Annotated in this window: 14 protein-coding genes; 10 read left to right on the forward strand and 4 right to left on the reverse strand. The window is 64.8% G+C overall.

Features of this window, described 5'->3' with window-relative positions; all coding sequences use genetic code 11:
• The first annotated feature begins 163 nt into the window (after positions 1 to 163).
• The 3 genes from tyrS to JJE66_RS20440 all read left to right on the forward strand — a co-directional run bounded on the left by tyrS (position 164) and on the right by JJE66_RS20440 (position 3,375).
• Complete coding sequence (gene tyrS, locus JJE66_RS20430) at positions 164 to 1,417, forward strand: tyrosine--tRNA ligase (RefSeq protein WP_200516313.1); 1,254 nt, start codon at positions 164 to 166, stop codon at positions 1,415 to 1,417.
• Positions 1,418 to 1,473: 56 nt separating this feature from the next.
• Positions 1,474 to 2,718 carry an MFS transporter gene (locus JJE66_RS20435; RefSeq protein WP_200516314.1) on the forward strand — a complete coding sequence of 415 codons (1,245 nt, stop codon included), beginning with the start codon at positions 1,474 to 1,476 and terminating at the stop codon, positions 2,716 to 2,718.
• A gap of 219 nt (positions 2,719 to 2,937) precedes the next feature.
• Positions 2,938 to 3,375: a DoxX family protein gene (locus JJE66_RS20440; RefSeq protein ID WP_200516315.1), complete on the forward strand. Its 438-nt coding sequence runs from the start codon at positions 2,938 to 2,940 to the stop codon at positions 3,373 to 3,375.
• A gap of 135 nt (positions 3,376 to 3,510) precedes the next feature.
• Here the strand turns inward: JJE66_RS20440 and JJE66_RS20445 are convergent, their stop codons facing one another.
• A complete protein-coding gene (locus JJE66_RS20445; protein ID WP_200516316.1) occupies positions 3,511 to 3,750 on the reverse strand; it encodes a hypothetical protein in 240 nt (79 codons plus the stop codon).
• On the opposite strand from JJE66_RS20445, the gene JJE66_RS20450 reads away from it, so the two are divergent.
• The gene (locus JJE66_RS20450) at positions 3,733 to 5,424 is read left to right on the forward strand and encodes a methyl-accepting chemotaxis protein (RefSeq protein ID WP_200516317.1); all 1,692 of its coding nucleotides are present in this window, start codon (positions 3,733 to 3,735) and stop codon (positions 5,422 to 5,424) included. The genes JJE66_RS20445 and JJE66_RS20450 overlap by 18 nt on opposite strands.
• A gap of 192 nt (positions 5,425 to 5,616) precedes the next feature.
• On the opposite strand, the gene JJE66_RS20455 is transcribed toward JJE66_RS20450, so the two are convergent.
• On the reverse strand, positions 5,617 to 9,420 hold the full coding sequence (locus JJE66_RS20455; protein ID WP_200518600.1) for a DUF3971 domain-containing protein: 3,804 nt from the start codon (positions 9,418 to 9,420) through the stop codon (positions 5,617 to 5,619).
• A 204-nt stretch (positions 9,421 to 9,624) separates the two neighbouring features.
• On the opposite strand from JJE66_RS20455, the gene JJE66_RS20460 reads away from it, so the two are divergent.
• The gene (locus tag JJE66_RS20460) at positions 9,625 to 10,308 is read left to right on the forward strand and encodes a peroxiredoxin (RefSeq protein ID WP_200516318.1); all 684 of its coding nucleotides are present in this window, start codon (positions 9,625 to 9,627) and stop codon (positions 10,306 to 10,308) included.
• 111 nt (positions 10,309 to 10,419) lie between these two features.
• Entirely contained in the window at positions 10,420 to 11,784 is a 1,365-nt protein-coding gene (locus JJE66_RS20465; protein ID WP_200516319.1) for a M23 family metallopeptidase, read from the forward strand.
• A gap of 13 nt (positions 11,785 to 11,797) precedes the next feature.
• Here JJE66_RS20465 and JJE66_RS20470 read toward each other — a convergent pair whose 3' ends face one another.
• Both JJE66_RS20470 and JJE66_RS20475 read right to left on the reverse strand, forming a co-directional pair.
• A complete protein-coding gene (locus JJE66_RS20470) occupies positions 11,798 to 12,982 on the reverse strand; it encodes a DUF5666 domain-containing protein (RefSeq protein ID WP_200516320.1) in 1,185 nt (394 codons plus the stop codon).
• Positions 12,979 to 13,899 (reverse strand): DUF6502 family protein, encoded by a 921-nt coding sequence (locus JJE66_RS20475; RefSeq protein ID WP_200516321.1) that lies wholly within the window; start codon positions 13,897 to 13,899, stop codon positions 12,979 to 12,981. Before JJE66_RS20475 ends, JJE66_RS20470 begins: the two co-directional genes overlap by 4 nt.
• A 125-nt stretch (positions 13,900 to 14,024) precedes the next feature.
• Between JJE66_RS20475 and JJE66_RS20480 the strand changes: the two genes are divergently transcribed.
• The 4 genes from JJE66_RS20480 to JJE66_RS20495 are packed head-to-tail and all read left to right on the forward strand — an operon-like array spanning position 14,025 to position 18,246.
• Positions 14,025 to 14,189, forward strand: a complete 165-nt coding sequence (locus JJE66_RS20480) for a hypothetical protein (protein WP_200516322.1) — start codon at positions 14,025 to 14,027, stop codon at positions 14,187 to 14,189.
• Between the two features lie 8 nt (positions 14,190 to 14,197).
• A complete protein-coding gene (locus JJE66_RS20485; protein ID WP_200516323.1) occupies positions 14,198 to 16,126 on the forward strand; it encodes a glycosyltransferase in 1,929 nt (642 codons plus the stop codon).
• Positions 16,127 to 16,129: 3 nt separating this feature from the next.
• Positions 16,130 to 16,870: an ABC transporter ATP-binding protein gene (locus tag JJE66_RS20490; protein WP_200516324.1), complete on the forward strand. Its 741-nt coding sequence runs from the start codon at positions 16,130 to 16,132 to the stop codon at positions 16,868 to 16,870.
• Positions 16,867 to 18,246, forward strand: coding sequence for a glycosyltransferase family 1 protein (locus JJE66_RS20495; protein ID WP_200516325.1), 1,380 nt, complete (start codon positions 16,867 to 16,869; stop codon positions 18,244 to 18,246). The genes JJE66_RS20490 and JJE66_RS20495 overlap by 4 nt, the downstream gene beginning before the upstream one ends.
• Positions 18,247 to 18,250: the final 4 nt, after the last annotated feature.

Here is an 18,250-nt window from a genome sequence, read left to right on the forward strand (position 1 = left end):
GGATCAGCGTCCTCAAAAGCCCCCCCGGCATGCCGATCTTGTGCCAGAGGGACACATCTTATAATGCCACAGCGCCAAGTGGCGGGCAGCAATCGAGTTCCTGCGGAAGACCCTTAAATTGCTCCCAAAACAGTAAACCAAGAATTGTCAGGCGCGCCGACAAATGACTGCATTCAAATCGGATTTCCTCAATATCCTGCAAGAGCGTGGATTCATCCATCAATGCTCCGATTTCGAGGGGCTGGACGCGATCGCCGCCAAGGGCGAGGCGATCGCCTATGTCGGCTACGATTGCACCGCTCCTTCGCTGCACATCGGCAACTACCTGACCATGATGCTGCTGCACTGGTTCCAGCAATCCGGCAATAAGCCGATCACGCTGATGGGCGGCGGCACCACCATGGTCGGTGACCCCTCCGGCAAGGACGAGACGCGCGCGATCCGCACCGTTGCGGAGATCGAAGCCAACAAGGCTTCGATCCGCGGCGTGTTCGCCAAGGTGCTGCGCTATGGCGATGCGAAGAGCGACGCGATCATGCTCGACAATGCCGAGTGGCTGACCAAGCTCAATTGGATCGAGATGCTGCGCGATATCGGCCGCCACTTCTCAGTCAACCGCATGCTGACGATGGACTCCGTGCGGCTGCGCCTCGAGCGCGAGCAGGAGATGAGCTTCATCGAGTTCAACTACATGATCTGCCAGGCCTACGATTTCGTCGAATTGGCCAAGCGCACCGGCTGCCATTTGCAGATGGGCGGCTCGGATCAATGGGGCAACATCATCATGGGCGTCGATCTCGGTCGCCGCATGGGCACGCATCAGCTGTACGCGCTGACGACGCCGCTGCTGACGACTGCGTCAGGCGCCAAGATGGGCAAGACGGCACAGGGCGCGGTGTGGCTCAACGCCGACCAGTTCTCGCCGTATGATTTCTGGCAATATTGGCGCAACACCGAGGACGCCGACGTCGGCAAATTCCTCAAGCTGTTCACGACGCTGCCGATGAGCGAGATCAAGAAGCTCGAAGCGCTCGGCGGCTCGGAGATCAACGAGGCCAAGAAGGTGCTCGCCACGGAGGCAACCGCGCTGCTGCATGGTCGCGACGCAGCCAACGAAGCGGCCGAAACCGCACGCCGCACCTTTGAGGAAGGCGCGCTCGCCGAGACCCTGCCGACAGTGAAAATTCCGCGCGGCGAGATCGAGGCTGGCATCGGCGTGCTCAACGCCTTCGTCAAGGCGGGCCTCGTCGCCTCCAACGGCGAAGCGCGGCGCCAGATCAAGGGCGGCGGCCTGCGCGTCAACGACGAGCCCGTCACCGACGAGAAGATGGAGCTGTCGGCGGCCAGTCTGACACCGGAAGGCGTGATCAAGCTATCGTTCGGCAAGAAGAAGCACGTCCTCATCAAGCCTGCATAGGCGTATGAGCTTTTGATGCTTGTCAGGGCGAGCCGAAGCGCGCTCCCTGACGGGCAATGGATCAAAACACGCCCAGGGAACAAGAAAGCACACAGCAAGGTGCGGTGCGCACCGCGCTCGTCGTGCTCGCGCTGTGCTTCACGCTGGCTGTGCTCGGCCGCGGCCTGAGCGAAAGCTTCACAGTTTTCCTCAAGCCGATCTCCGAAAATTTCGGCTGGGACCGTGGGCAGGTCGTCTCGATCTATTCGCTGACCTGGCTCATCAGCGGACTGACCGCGCCGCTGGTCGGACGCCTGTTCGATCATTCCGGCCCGCGCATCGTCTATGCACTCGGCCTGTTGCTGCTCGGCTCGGCCTTCCTGATCGCGGGCCATGCGCAGGCACTCTGGCAATTCCGGATCTCGATCGGCTTATTTGTCGGCATCGGCGTCGCCTTCATCGGCAACGTGCCGAACTCGATCCTGCTCGGCCGCTGGTTCGGACCAAAGCTGCCGACCGCGATGGCGGTGGTCTATTCCGCGATGGGCGGCGGCGTGCTGGCGCTGCTGCCGGCCTCGCAGCTGCTGATCGATCATCTCGGCTGGCGCGAGACCTATCAGATCTACGGCTTCGCCGCGCTCGGCCTGCTGGTGCCGCTGCTGCTCCTGCCCTGGCGCATATTCGCGGCCGGCTCGCCGCATGTGGCCAAGAGGACCGATCCTGATTTCATCGACAACGGCTGGACGCTTGTGAGCGCGATGCGTCACCACGCTTTCTGGGCGCTGTTCTCGACCTTCTTCTTCACCGCGGTCGGCATGTATGCGATCGCAGCGCAAATCGTGGCCTATCTGATCGATGCCGGCTTCCCGCCGCTCCAGGCCGCGACCGCCTGGGGTTTTTCGGGTGTCGTGCTGGTGTTCGGCATGCTCGGCGTCTCCGCGCTCGACGGGCTGATCGGGCGCCGGCCGTCGGTGCTGTTCAGCTACGCGATCTCGATCCTCGGCATCTTCCTGCTCTGGCTGCTTCAGTATTATCCCAACGTCATCCTGCTCACCGGCTTCGTCGTCTGCTTCGGCAGCATGATGGGGTCGCGCGGGCCGCTGATCACGGCAACTGCGATGAAGATCTTTCGGGGCAAGCGGGTCGGCACCATCTTCGGCACGATCTCGATCGGCAGTGGCCTCGGCTCGGCCTTCGGCTCCTGGAGCGGTGGCCTGATCCACGACGCCACCCACGGCTACGACGCCCTGCTCGTGTTCGCACTTGCGAGCGTGGTGCTCGGGATGATCCCGTTCCTGATCGTGCCCGCCTTGCGGCGCTAGGTCCCGGAGGTAATCTGAACTCATTCGTGATCCCGGGGGAACTACGGACGGGCACGACGTGAACACGCGCAAAAAAAGCCGGTGGCTCACGGCTCAAATCGCGGTCTGCGGTGTTTTGTCCGACATGACAAAAATGTCAGCGCGAATTGATCTGGCGCAGCTTGCAGGGTGGAACCGAATGCGGTCCTAGTTGCAGCCTTGGATGGAGGGCACGAACCAATGAACTTTCCCTATCTCGCTCGCTTTCAGCCGGTTCTCTTGAGCCTGTTCCGTTTCATCACTGGACTGCTGCTGTTCCAGTACGGTGTCGCCAAGCTGTTCAAGTTCCCGGTGCTCCCCTACTTCGCCGATATCCCGCCGTTGATCTACGTGGCCGGCACGATCGAGTTGATCCTCGGCGCGACATTGATGCTCGGCCTGTTCACACGCCTCACGGCGTTCATCCTGGCGGGTGAAATGGCCTTCGCCTACTTCATGGGCCATGTGATGAAGACCGGCACGCCCGTGCTCCTGCCGCTGCTCAACGGCGGCACCGCCGCGATCCTGTTCTGCTTCGCCTGCCTCTATATCTCGGCAGCGGGCGGCGGCTCGGTCAGCGTCGATGCGCTGATCGGCAAGGAGAACGACGCGCCGGGCGGCGCCTTCGCGCGGCGCTGAAGCGCGCAGTCAGCTCACCCGCAGATGGCGCCCGCGGACCGCTGGCGCCATCCTAGCGCGGCCCGAGCACGTTCCAGATGACGGCCAGCGCTGCCAAGAGCAGCACCGACATGATGATGCGATGAACGAATCGGTTCATTGCCGGTCCCGCGAAGCTGAGTCACCACCAAAGTCGAAGATCGATTCTCGCCCGCGAATATACGGGTGCGCGGCAATGCGCGGCGATTTGCCGGCACCGTTGCGCATAAGGCTGCGAAGAGTCTCTCGCGCGGCAGGCGTTCGCATGGCTATCTTCATGATTGGTAAGAAGTTCATGTTACGGATGATGACAATAACAACCATTCCGTAGGGGCTGCGATGAAGCTGCTGAGTCATCTGAGAATCCGCACCAAGCTCGCCAGCATGGTTTGCCTTGCGGCCCTCACTGTCACGGCCATCATCGCGGTGTCGGCCTTCCTCAGCAAGAGCCGCATGATGGAGGACCGAATCCAGCAGATGAAGACCGCGGTCGACATCCTCTACACCCTCGCCCAATCGGTTCAGGACGACGTCACCGCCGGCAAGCTGACACAGGCCGAGGCCAAGGCCCAGTTCCACATGCGCGGCCGGCGCATGAGCTTCAACGGCGGCCAAGGCTACCCCGTCGTCTACAACGCCGACACCTCGTTGCTCGTGAACGGCGCAAATCAACAACTCGAAGGCAAGATCACCGGCGCGGTCGACTCCAACGGCGTCGTCATCGCTGACGCGATCATCAAGGCCGGCGATCAAAATGGCGGCGGTATGGCCTCCTATCTCTACCCCCGCCCTGGCCAGACTGCGCCGGTCCGCAAGACCGTGTTTGCGCGCAAATTCGCGCCCTGGAACGCGACGATCAGCTACGGCCTCTATGTCGACGACATTGACGCCGACGTCCGCGCATTGACGCTGGAGCTCGCCGCGGTCGGCGTCGGCTTGATGCTGCTGATGGCGACGCTGTCCTGGCTGATCGCCCGCGACGTGCTCAGCGCCCTCGACCGTCAGAAGACCCGCATGCAGGACATCGCCGACGGCGCCATCGACAAGCCGGTCGAAGAGACCGATCGCGGCGACGAGATCGGTCGCATGGCCGAGACACTCGAAGTGTTGCGGCAGACCGCCTTGACCGCGCGCACGCTGGAGGCCGAGCAGGTCGCGGCCAAGGCGCGTAGTGAGCAGGAGAAGCGCGACGCCCTGATCTCGCTTGCCGACCGCTTCGATGCATCCGTCGGCCAGCTCGTGGGCATGATGGCCTCGGGCTCCGGCGAGCTGGAAACCACGGCCAAGTCGATGTCGTCGACCGCAGAGGGCACCAACAGCCGCGCTGCAGTGGTCGGCTCCGCCGCGACCGAAGCCAGCCAGCGCGTCCAGACGGTGGCAGCCGCCGCGGAAGAGCTCTCCTCCTCCATCACCGAAATCAGCCGCCAGGTCGCGCAATCGGCCGAAGTGACCGGCCGTGCGGTCGAGAGCGCGCGCCGCACCGACACCATCGTGCGCGCGCTGTCCGACGGCGCCCAGCAGATCGAGCACGTCGCCGAGCTGATCTCGAGCATTGCGGCGCAAACCAATCTGCTCGCACTCAACGCCACCATCGAGGCCGCACGCGCCGGCGAAGCCGGTCGCGGCTTCGCCGTCGTTGCATCCGAAGTGAAGTCGCTGGCGAGCCAGACCGCGGAGGCCACCCGCGAGATCGGCGACAAGATTGCCCAGATCCAGGGCGCGACCAAAGAGGCCGTCGACGCCATCGGCGGCATCACGGCCACCATCGAGGAGGTCAGCCGGATCGCCACGTCGATCGGCGCGGCCATCGAGGAGCAAGGCGCGGCCACCGCCGAGATCGCCCGCAGCGTCTCGCAGACAGCTGAAGCCACCAAGGAGGTCACCGCCAACATCGGTGGCGTCAGCACGGCGGCCAACGAGACCGGCAACGCCGCCGGCATGGTGCTCGCGGCCGCCTCGAACCTCTCCAAGCAGGCCGAGCAGCTCTCGGGCGAAGTCGGGACATTCCTGGCCGGCGTGCGCGCGGCATAGGCTTCCGGGCACCACAACCTCCCCACGTGTCATGGCCGGGCTTGTCCCGACCATCCACGTTTTAGCCGCGCACCACGAAAAACGTGGATGCCCTTCGCCGCGCCGAGCGGCTTTGGCCGCGCAGGCGGGACAAGCCCGCTGTTCGCAAGTGCCTTTATGCGGAAGTGGCAGTGTATCTCTGCGAAGCGCCGCTTACCGCCGCGCGAGGCTGCAACCGCTCGACAACGGCCTTGCCGTTCCAGTCGGGCTGTCGCCGGACTGCGCCGACGGCAACTGCTCGTCGAACGGCGAATTCTGCTTGCCGGTGTTGAACTCCATAATCTTCCGAGTCACGCCAGGAAATATCGCCGATATCGGATTGACGCGCATCACGGGCGCGGCCGGCGTGCCGACGACCTCGTAGGTCACGCCGATCAGTCCCTCTTTGTCGCCGCCACCTAGGAACAACCCGAGTACCGGAATCTGTCCGAACATGTTGTTTAAGCCGTACATCGGCACGAAGGTGCCGCTCATGCAGACCTGATTGCCGGGATAGTCGATCGAACCTTCGATGGTGGCGCCGATCATCGGACCCTTGACGACGCCATCGCGGATCGTGAGCGCGCCGTTCTGCCGGGTGAATTCGGCGCGCAACGCGCTGAAGGAGATGCCATTCCCGGTCCCGTTGGGCGCGCCCGCGGCGACGCGTTCGAGCTGCGCCTCGCCCTTCACCGTGAAGTCGCGCACGTTGATGAGGCCCTCGCGCGACGCGTTCGGCTCGGACGTCGGCGGCTCCATCGCCACCACCATCTGGCCGCCAATGGCTTTGGTATAGGTATCGGTGAAGCGCAGCAGCGCGCCGGCATCGTTGGTCTGGAGATAGATCACTTCGCGGCTGCCCTGCGCACGGCCGCCGCGCAGATCCGCCGCCACCGGCGTGTTTTGGCCGATCCTGCCGTTCAGCGTGAAGGCCTTGATGGCGCCGCTGCGTTTCGACATCTTGGCATCGACGCCGCGCATCGCCTCGCCGTTGAATCCTGCGACCGCACCAAGCTTCACGTCGATGTCGAAATCGACGTTCTTCAGCTTGCTCTTGCTGTCGTCCTTGGAATTCCCTGATATCGCCGATTTCAGGAAGCCGCGGCCGTCGAACACGTCGCCACGCATGGTGCCGCGGACCACGCCATCCTGACCGCGCTCGACCTTCAACGACGTCTTGTCGCCGTCCGACGGCGAATAGACCGGGAAGTTCGCATTCATGAGGTCGCCGTTCGGGTCGACTTCCAGCGAGCCCTTGATCGAGGCGCCGCCGCCTTCGATGACGATATCCTCAAGCCGCGTCGATTGCGCCGTCGGCACCACCTTGAACGTTGCCTTGCTCGCTTTGCCCGGCAGCTTGACCCAGCCGGGAAGGATGTTGTCCAGCTTGACCGAGGTCAGGTCGGCCTCGATGCCGAGCTTCGTCGTCTGGTCCGGACCGCTGGCAATCTTGCCCGACAGCTTGATCGGCACCGACCCGCTGACGGCAGGACTGAGGTCGAAGCCCAGGCGCGCACGGCTGGCGTCGTCCAGCGTGGTCTGCAGCTTGACGTCCGCATCGCCATCGGTCGCCTTACGGTAGTCGAGCGAGGCCGCCTGTCCGTTGATCTTGACGTCGCCCTTGACCTGATAGCCCTGGTTGTTGGCGACGATCTTGAGATTGTTGGCCTCGAGCTTCTGGTTCATCACCAGCTTGTCGGCGGCAAAGCCGTTGAGATCGGCGGTGACGGCGTAGACGGTGTCCGCCTTGGTCAGCTCGCCCTTGACCGGCAGGCTGAGCTGGATGTTCGCCGTGAACGTTCCCTTGGCCGTGTTGGGATCGATAACGGTCGCGGACAGATCGCTCAGACGATCATTGGAAAGCATTTCGGCCGCCGCCGGCACCGGACCGTCGACGCGGAATCTGGTCCGCGAGGGCGAGGGTTTCGGCGCCATGTCCGGCACCTCGAAGACGAAATCGGAGATCGTGACCTTGCGGCCCGCGGGCGTGTCGGCAATGCCCTGCCCGATATTCACGGTGGCGGTACGTCCGGTCACGTGCGCCTTGAGATCGGCGTCGTGTACCACCGGCATGCCGTCCACCGGGCGAACCGCAACGCCGCTCGCCACGATGTTGACGGACAGGCCGTCATCGGGAATGGGCGGTCCCTTGCGTGGAAGATTACGCGTCGGCGAGTTGATGCCGACCTCGATGCGCTGGAGCGTCCCGCGCTCGATCCGCTCGATCACCCATTGGCGCAACTCCGGCACGACCAGGGTCGGCCACATCCGCTTCAGCGCGGAGGCCGACATCGGCGTTCCCGCGAAGCCGAGCGTCAGGCGCGGCTCGCCGGAATAGTCGATCGCACCGGTACCGGCGACGCCGATCTCACCGTTGGAGATGTCGGCTTGCGTCAGCAGCATGCGCTTGTGATCGGTGTCGAAACGGAAGCCGATCGCGATGCGGTTGAAGACGAGCGGCGGCTCGTTGTCGATACCGCCGAGCAGGATCGAACCGCCGCTGAAGCCCAGCTGCCAATCATTGATGGTGCCGTTCGGCGGCTCGAGATGGGCCAGCAGCGTCAGGCGATTGGCGCCCGAGAGGATCTTGAACGGTGCAACCAGCACCCGCCGTCCCGCATCCCACTCGACATTGATCTCGGCGGAGTCGATCGCCATCGGATAATCGGGCGTATCGGTATCGATGATGTTGCCCGCGCCGATCGTGACCTTGCCGCGGAAGAACGTCGGCACGCCGTCGCGGCCGAGTTCGCCTTTCAGCTCGCCGGTCATAGGCAGGTCGGCAGTATAGGTCAGGTCCTTCACGCGCAGCGCGAGCAGGATGTTGGAGGTCGAGAGCTTGTCGGCGCGGATGTCGACCGAGCGCACCCCATTCTCGGACGGTCCGATCGTGGCGCGCAGTGACCACGGGTGCGCGCCCTCCTCGCCGAGGCTGAGCGTGACACCGCCATGGCTCGGCCGGCGCAGGCTGAGTGTGATGTTCTCAAACGTCCATTTGCTGCCACGCTGCTGATCGTCGACGATCAAATTGCCGTTCTTGAGACCGATCTCGTTGAGGTTCTGACCATCGAGGCCCGTCATACTCAGGCTGTCGAGCCAGTCGAGGCCCTGAAGGATTCCGCTTTGCGCGGTGGGTTGCGGCGCGGTCTGAGAGGCGTCCGGGGTTGCGGGCGCCATCCCGAAAGGCGGCGGCGGGACACCGTTACGCGGGAATGTCGGCGGCAGGCCCGCTTGCTTCTTGGATGCGACGCCGGTTGCGAGCGGTTTTGCCGTGTCGCCGGCGGACACCGTGACGGTCCCGTCAGGCGCGATCCGGATCGCGAGCTCGGCGTCGACGAGGTTGAGGCTTTCGGCACGCAGATGCCCGGTCAGAAGTGCGACCCCGGACAGCCTCACCTCAGCCTTCGGTGCACTGGCGACAATGGCATGGTCATGATCGCGAACGATGATGTCGCGGATGCGTACGGCGATCCGGACCCGCCCGGCGCGCTCGATCTGGGTGCCACCGACCTCCACCGTGTTGCCGTGGCCGATATTGTCCTCGATCGCCGCGGCAAGCCAAGGCGTCGCGATGTCGAGGTTGATCGGGCCGGCGCCAAGCCGCCACCACAGCGCGCCAAAGCAGCCGGCGAAGATGACGATCAATGCGCCGAGGACGACGGACATCCGGCGAAGCCAGCGTCCACCCGGCAACACCCGCCGAAACAACGAGAAACCGTCACCGACGCGGAGGCGCGAGTTGGAACGTGACAACAGGCGGCGTGCGCGATGACCCGCCTCCTCGTCCTGATCTTGATCCCAGTCGGTCTCGTCCCATTCGGCCGGTTCTTGATGGCCGCCGTGCCGATCGAAATCCCGATTGTGATCCTTGGGCGACGTATTCCTTGCCATTGCCTCTCGATACAGGCGCCCGTCGTAGGATTGAGCGCCGCCGGGACCGCAGCCGTCGACGGGAATCGACGCTCCCCGCCCCGGCATTGCCGCCATGCCTCGAATGTTCCTGCTGTTCGTCATTTCGCCCCGGGAGCGCGTTCAACGAGCAGTGGGGTGGTGCGTGGAATTCCTTGTAACCATACTCCGTCGCCGCCAAAATTGCCCAGCCGAGGGCGCGAATCCGGCACACCGGACGAGAGCAGCAATACCGCTTTGGTTGACCCGCCGAAAGCGACGAAAGGAAGGCGTATGTCCAAGAAATCCCGAAAGAAATCGTCCAAAACGCCCTCCGGCAGTCAGACCGCTAAAAAGAAGGCCTCCAAGACACCGGCATCGACACAAACACGCAGCGGGAAAACACAGCCAGCATCGGCAGACACATCAAGGAAAGGCACGAGGGCAGCATCGCATAAGGCCGCATCGAAACGGTTAATATCTTCTGAAAAGGCCTCTAAGCCCAAAGCCGCCTCCGCCCTGGCCGAGGGCCAGAAGGCCCCGGTCTTCCGCCTCCCCCGCGATGGCGGCAATGTCGTCAGCTCAGCGGATTATGCCGGCGAGAAGCTCGTCCTGTTCTTCTACCCCCGCGCCGACACGCCGGGCTGCACCCGCGAAGCGATCGACTTCACCCGGCTGAAGGACGCCTTCGCTTCTGCCGGCACCGCCGTGCTGGGCATTTCGGCCGACCCGTTAAGGGCCCAGGAGAAGTTTCGCGACAAGCACAGCCTTGGCATTCCCCTGATCTCGGATGAGCAGCACGAGATGTTGGAGGCGTACGGTGCCTGGGGTGAAAAATCCATGTATGGCAAGAGCTTCCTCGGGATTCTTCGCACGACGGTGCTGATCGGGACCGACGGCAAGGTGGCCAGGGTCTGGCGCAACGTCCGGGTCGACGGCCATGCCGACGAGGTGCTGGCCGCGGCAAGAAGTCTTTAACCAGTCCGTTAAAATCGAGCGTTCCCGTTTCCGGAAAATTAACCATGACCGGCCCAGATTGCTGCGGCAATTAGGCCGCAAGGAACCGTTCCGACCGGCGCGGGAGTGCCGATGTCGAAAAGTTCTGCCCAATATTCGCAGTACCCCCAGCATCATTCCCACGACCACGGACGATCCTTCCATCGCCGTCCCGCCACTGCTGCGGCAGCCGCGATTCCCCTGCCCGACGCCGATGACGCCTACACCATCGTGCATCACGGCAAGCAGGTTCGCCTCGGGCCAGTGGTGTTCTGGATTGTAGTCGGCACAGTCGTGCTGCTCGGGCTGTGGTCGGCGGCAACCGCGACCTATTTCGCCTTCCGCGACGACGTCCTGACCCGGCTGATCGCCCGCCAGGCCGAGATGCAATACGCCTATGAAGACCGCATCGCCGAGCTTCGCGCCAAGGTCGACCGCACCACCAGCCGGCAGCTGCTCGACCAGGAGCAGTTCGACCAGAAGCTCGACCAGATCATGAAGCGCCAGACGGCGCTGGAGTCCCGGGCCACGGCGCTCGGAGCCATGCCTGATGTCACCGGATCAATCCCGCGCTCAGCCTTCCAGCGCGGCGATTCGAACCAGGGGACGACCCAAGGCACGCCGAAACCGTCGCCGATCAGCGACACCGTCATTTTCGTGGCGCCGCCCGATCGCGAAGCGCGGCTCGAATCGCGCGCGCCGACTGTGATCGCTCCGCCGGTCAATCAATTCGCCAAGAACCAGGGTTTTGACAATGTCCTGGTCCGGCTCACGAGCTCGCTTGATCAGGTCGAACGCCGCCAGGTTGCGGCGCTCAATGCCGTCGAGGAAGGCATGGATTCGCGCATGCGCCGGATGCGCGGCGTGGTCAGCGACCTCGGCCTGAACATCGCCAATCTCGAGGCTGCTGTGCCGCGTGCTGCGATGGGCGGCCCGTTCGTGCCGGTGAAGCTCGCCGCCAACGCCGGACCGTTCGAGAAGCAGCTCTATCGTATCAATGTCACCCGCGCCGACATGGACCGGCTCAACCGCACGCTGGCGCAGGTGCCCTATCGCAAGCCCGTCGTCGGCGAGGTCGAATTCACCTCCGGCTTCGGCGTCCGCAGCGATCCCTTCCTCGGCCGGCCGGCGATGCATACCGGCCTCGATTTTCGCGCCGCGACCGGCGATCCCGCGCGCGTCACGGCCAACGGCAAGGTGGTCTCGGCCGGCTGGTCTGGCGGCTACGGCCGCATGGTCGAGGTCGATCACGGTAACGGCCTGTCGACCCGCTACGGCCATCTCTCAGAGATCAACGTCAAGGTCGGCGAGATCGTGAAGATCGGCCAGGTCATCGGCCTCGTCGGCTCGACCGGCCGTTCGACCGGCCCGCATCTGCATTACGAAACCCGGATCGACGGCGAAGCCGTCGACCCGCAGAAATTTTTGCGCGCCGGCGTCCGCCTGAGCACGGGCTAAGCCTGGTCGGTCCTTAGCGCCGGCCGCCGCCCATCCCGCCACCGGGACCACCGAAGCCGCCACCACCCATGCCACCGCCAGGCCCCATCGGGCCTCCGCCGGGCGTGCCAAAACCACCGGGGCCTGTCGGGCCGCTTGGTCCTGTGCCTGGGTTTGCCCCGGGATTCGATCCGGGCGCAGACGCTCCTGGTGCGCCGGGCTGGCTGCTGCCCGGAGCCGGCGCGGTTCGTTCCGGATGCATGATCGAACCGCCGGGTGACCGGCCGGAATTGCCGCCGCCAGACGGAGGCGCCTCCGGACTCTGGCTGATCGCCTGCGTCGACTCGACCTGAAGTCCGCGCGAGCGATCGAACACACCATTGACGACCATGCGCGCTTCGCCCGCCGCCGGCCCGAAGCGCGAGCTGTCACGGGCGACGAGCCCCGAGCCGAGTCGCAGGCTGGAGCCCGCGCGCTGCACATAGGCCTCGATCGAGAGACGGCTCGCGCCGACGAGATCCGAGAAATCGTCGATGCGCGTGCGCGCGGCCTGCATTGCGCCTTGGCTCGCACTGCCCTCGATCTGGACGCGCTGGCCGACCAGCAAGGGATCGACGCCGCTCAGCTTCAACCCGCCAATATGCAGCCCGTCGGGTCCGCGCTCGACCAGACCCGTGATGCGTTCGGCTGCGTTCGTCCGAGGCGCGACCAGACTTGCAACGATCACACCGTCGGTCCGGCGCAGGCCATAGACGGCCACCTGCGTGCCCGTACGGAGTTTGCTCTCCTTGCTGCTAGCTACGATCTTCTGGCCCAATACCGTCAGCTCATTGCCCTTCACCGATTCGATTGGCCCTGCGACCTCGCTCGCGATCGCGATATTGCGGGTGACCAGCGTGCCGTCGGCCTGCCGGGTTGCGACCACGCGCGCGAGCTGTCCGATGCGCAGCGCTTTCGGGCTCGCAGCCTCGCCGTCGATGCGCACCGGCACGTCGCTCGCATAGGTGACGCGCTCGCCATTGACGTAGATGCTGCCGAAACGCTGGATAACGCCGACGATGCCGGTACCGCCGATGCCATGATCGTCACCGCGCGTGATGCCGGTGCCGCCGATGCCCTGGTCGGTGCCGCGCTTGACCTGCGCGCGCGCAATCGCAGTTCCGGCAAGCCAGAAACCGGCCAGCAACAGACGGCGCGAAATCAGCGGCGGCCGGCTCATGAGGAGCTGCCCTCTTTTTTGCCGGCATCATCCTTGCCGATATCCTTGCCGATATCCTTGCCGACATCCTTGGCCTCGTTTTCCTGATCGGCATCCTCGCTATAGATGTAGATGCCGAAATTCCAGCGGGCGTCGCCTCCCTTGTCCTTGGCGAGCGCGCGGTTGGCCTCGCGGTTGGCGGTCTTGAGCGCCTCCATCGCAAGCTCGCGCGAGCGTGCCTCAAGGCGCTTCGCGAGCTTCGGCGAGATGTTGTTGTAATGCACCGCGCGTTCGAGAAAGCGCGGCGCCGGTCCCGACACGTTTTCGGCGGCGGCCGCAATATGGTCATGCAGATTGCGGCCGAGATAATGCCATTTGCTGTCGTCCGCACCACTCGGGACGAAGGCTGCCTCCACGAGCTCGATCTCGTCAGCCGCGTTGATGGTGACGAGCTTGCGGTCGACCCATTCGTCGAGGACCGCGCGCGGGCGCACGTCCTTGGTGACGGAGGCGACGAGCTGCTCGAACGAGGGCGCATCGCCCTCGGCGGTGCGCGGCAGCGCCAGCGGCTCGCCCTTCGCATCGGTGAATTCCGGGGCAGCGAGCCAGCGCGCGATCACCGCGCTCGTCAGCGACAGCGCCGCGGGCGTCTCGTGCACCGGCGCGCCGGCGCCGCGCAGCCGCGCCACCTCCTTGCGGTGAATGCCGGTGAGCAGGCTGACTCGGCTGTCGGTCTGCTCTTTGCCTTCAAGCGCGAAATCATGTTCGGCGACGTTGACGAAGAGCTCACGGAGCAATTGTGCCAGGGCCGGAAAGGTCATGCCGCTGCGAATGCAGAGCCGCACGAGCGGGCGCAGCAGCCGCGCCAGCGGCGCATGCAGCTTTGTGGCGGCATTCGGCTCTGGCGCCGCCGCTTTGGGCCCGGACTTGGCATTCATGTCTGAATTGTAGCGACGCGCCACGTGGGACACAATCCCACATTTTCCCATTTCGCGATTGACGTGGTAAATTTTCCCACATATACGGAACCCCACTGAGGGCGCGACGTAAAGGGACTTCACCCATGGCTGACCGCTTGGTCCGCAATTTCAGTTCACTGCGAGCACTACCGTCTCCCGACGGGAGTCGTGCCGGCGCGATCGAGCCGATGCTGCCGGCGCTCTTGCGCGGCGTGATCTTCATCTCGGTGCTGGCCGCACCATTCGTCGCAGCGCTTCTCGCAGGCTGAGCCCCGTCATGCATCACACCAGCTCTCCCCCGCGCCGTCCGTCGGTGCTGCACATCTTCAAGATCTATTATCCCGACCTGTTTGGCGGCACGCTCACGGTGATCCGCGACATCTGCGCTAGCCTGAAGGATGCCTTCGCCTCCGCCGTGCTGGTCTGCTCGCAATCGGCCGAGCGGCGCCAGATCGTCGTCAACGACGTGCCGGTCGAACGCGTCCGCTCGTTCGGCAATGTGCTGTCCCTGCCGGCAGCGCCCACCTACCCCTGGCGGCTGTGGCAAAAGATCGCCGAGCACGACCTGCTGGCGCTGCATGCGCCCTTTCCGCTCGCCGACCTCGTCTTCGCCCTCGGCTTCGGCCGCAATCGGCCGCTGGTCGTGCACTGGCATGCCGACATCGTCACCCATGCCGGCTTGCGCTGGTTCATCGAGCCCTTGATGCGGCGGACGCTGCGTTGCGCCAAGGCGATCATCGTCTCCGACCGCGTGCTGGTCGACGAGACGCCGCTGCTGCGGGAATTCGACGACAAATGCCATGTCGTGCCGTTCGGCATCGACACAAGTGTCTACGACTGGCCGAAGATCGAGCCGCACCACGTCAATGATCGTGGCCGCCTCGTGCTCGCCTGCGGTCGGCTCGTGCCCTACAAGGGGTTCGACGTGCTGATCCGTGCCGCCGTGAACCGCCCTTTCGAGGTCTGGATCATCGGCGAAGGCGCCGAGCGGCCTCGACTCGAGCAGCTGATCGCCGAGCTCGGCCTCGGCGGTCGCGTGCGCCTGCTCGGCTCCGTCAATGATTGCGAGCGCATCAAGCTGATGTGCCTTGCCGACGTCTTCGCGATGCCGTCCGTCACCAATGCCGAAACCTTCGGCCTCGTCCAGCTCGAGGCCATGGCCGCCGGCCGCCCCGTCGTGAACACCGCGCTCGACACGGCGGTGCCCCGTGTGGCCCGCCATGGCATGGAGGCGATCACGGTGCCGCCGGGCGACGCCGAGAAGCTCGGCGAGGCCATCGAGACCCTGATCAGCGATCCTGAGTGCCGCCGCCGCATGGGGCTATCGGCCCGGGCGCGCGCCGTGAGCCGCTACTCCGCCACGGCCTTCAAGGACGGTATGGAAACCGTCTATCGCGCGGCCGTCACTGCGCCTTATGACGAGGTCGCGCCAGCCGCCGAGCCGACGCAGGTCACGGGCTGGCTGGACAGCTTGCGGATCGCCGCGGCGCTGGCCTGGTCCGACATGCGCCACCGCTATGTCCGCTCGCTCCTGGGGCCGTTCTGGATGTCGCTCCAGATGGCGATCGTGGTCGCGGTGCTCGGGTCGGTGATCGGCCAGATGTCAAACGCAGATATGATGTCGCGGCTGCCCATGCTGGCGCTCTCGATGACGGCCTGGACCTTCCTGAACAGCGTCGTGCTCGATGCGACTACGGCACTCCAGAATTCCGCGAGCCTGATCCGCGATCGTGCGCTGCCGCCGGTGATCTTCCTCCTGCAATGCACGTTCCGTCAGGGGCTGTTCGCCCTCCACAACGCCTGCGTACCGCTCATTCTCTGGCTGCTGCTCACGCCGCACGATCTTTCGGGCGCGCTGGCAGCCCTTCCCGGTCTCCTCCTGTTCGTGACCTGCACCTTCGGCTTGAGCCTCGTGCTCGGCGCGCTGGCGACGCGGTATCGCGACCTCAAGCCGATCATCGAATCCACGCTGATGCTCGCCTTCCTCGCCTCGCCCGTGATTTGGTCCGCCGACATGATCAATCATCGCTCGACCGTGATGCGCCTCAATCCGCTGACCCATCTGTTCGCGGTGTGGCGCGAGCCGCTTGCCGGCGGCCATGTCGATGCGACCAGCGTCATCTATGTCCTGGTGGCGCTGGCGCTGTTGCTCTGTGCGAGCGTGCTGACGCTGGTCCATTTGCGCAAAGCCGCGTTCTGGATCTGACTGATGGCCGCGATCAGCCTGCGCAATGTCTGCCTCGACTATCCGCTCTACGGCGCCTACGACTTCTCGCTGAAGCGGCGGCTGCTCGGCCACCTCTTCCGCGAAAAGGGCGAGATGCGGATCATCCGCGCCGTCGACAACGTCACCATCGAAGCCGAGGCCGGCGCGCGCATCGGCCTTGCCGGCCCCAACGGCTCCGGCAAGTCGACGCTGTTGCGGCTGATCGCAGGCGTCTATCCCCCGAGCAGTGGCCGCGTCGCGATCAGCGGCAACGTCGTGCCCCTGCTCGGCCTCAACGCCGGCGTGAACCTCGACTTCATCGCCGAGGACAACATCGCCCTCCTGCTGCGGATCAGCGGCCGCAAGCCGACCCGCGCCGTGATCGACGAGATCTGGGCCTTCACCGAGCTCGAAGAGCGCATGCAGCGGCTGCCGTTGCGGATGTTCTCCTCGGGCATGCTGATGCGCGTGCTGTTTGCGACCGCGACGGCCTTTCCGGCCGACATCCTGCTGCTCGACGAATGGCTGAGCGTGGTCGACGAGCACTTTGCCGAGAAGGCCGAGAAGCGGCTGCAGAACCTGGTCTCGCAGGCCGCGATCGTGATCATCGCCTCGCACGACCAGCCGCTGTTACGCCGCACCTGCACCAGCATCATCAACCTCGATCACGGCCGCATCGCCTCGACCGTCGCGGTCGAGCCGCCGATCACTCACGCCTTCGAGCTTCGCGAGAAACGTGCATGAAACAGAATATCCTCGTTGTCTCCGAGTCGCTCGGGCAGCCCAATCACAAGCGAGGCATCTTCCATTTCACCCGCGAATTGGTACGTTCGCTGGCGTCGGAGGGCCACGACCTCACGCTGCTGGTGGAGACCTCGAAGCGCTATCGCAAGCTGTGTCGGCGCGAACGACGCACCAGGCTGTTTCCGCTGCAGTCGCGCAATATCGAGCTGCTCGCTCTTTATCGCTTCCTCGACGAAGTCAACGTCAGCGGGCCGGTAACGCTCAGCGGCACGCGCGGCAAGTTCGACTGGCTCCGCCACAGGGCCACCTCGTTGCTGTCGCGGGACAATTTGCTCTGCTTGCTGCGCGCGATCGGCCTGCGCGGCCTGCACGCGCGGCTGATCGAAAACAAGACCGCCGCGCTCGAATACATTCCGCCGGATCTGCGCCATCTCGGACTGTTCCGCGACTTCCAGCTCGAGCCCGGGTTCTTCAACTATCAGGACTCCTCGGCCTTCTTCCTGCTGCCGCCGCCGCGGATCGACGCGCGCGACTATGACGTCATCATCGTGGACACGCCGACACGCGTGGCGATCCGGCGCAAGCCGGATGCCAAGGTGATCTGCGTGGTCCACGATTTGTTGCCGCTCACCGACCTCAAGCTCAGCGACATCGCCACGCGGCAGTTCCTGGCGCGAATCCGCACCAGTCTGCATCAGGCCGACGAGCTCGCCTTCGTTTCAAACTACAGCATGATGCGGTTCAGGGAGCTGTTACCGCAATTTGCGCACCTGCCGGCGCGGGTCGTCTATCCCCGCACCCGGTTCGACGCCCCGGATGTCCTGCACCTCCCAGCCCCGTCGGGGCGTCCGGGGCGGCCGAGCTTTGTCGTCATCGTGTCGAACGAGCCGCGCAAGAACGTCGCCACCGTCATCCGCGCCTTCCGCAACATCCCCCAGGCCGATCTCGTCGTGATCGGCTATGCCGGCCAGATCAGCCGGATGCGCAATCTTCCGCCGAACATTCGCTTCGTCGGCTACGTGGACGAACATGAGAAGGCGGCCCTGATTGCGGACGCCCACGGCCTGATCATGCCGAGCCTTGCCGAAGGTTTTGGCATCCCGATCATCGAGGCGCTGGCCGCAAACACGCCAGTCCTCTGCTCGGATATCGCCGTGTTCCGAGAGGTCGCAGGCGAGCTCGCCGACTATTTCGATCCGTTCGCGATCGAGTCGATCGTGGCCTCCGTCACCCGCGTGCTGGCGCGGCAGGAGGAATGTCGCGGCCGAATCCGGGCCCGCCGCTCCGATCTTGCGGAGCGCTTCGGCTACCAGACCCAGGCCCGCGATTTCCTCGGGCAATATATGCCGCCGGAACGGCTGGCCGCGGCGCAATAGACGC

Source organism: Bradyrhizobium diazoefficiens, from assembly GCF_016612535.1.
GTDB classification, from domain to species: Bacteria; Pseudomonadota; Alphaproteobacteria; order Rhizobiales; family Xanthobacteraceae; genus Bradyrhizobium; species Bradyrhizobium diazoefficiens_C.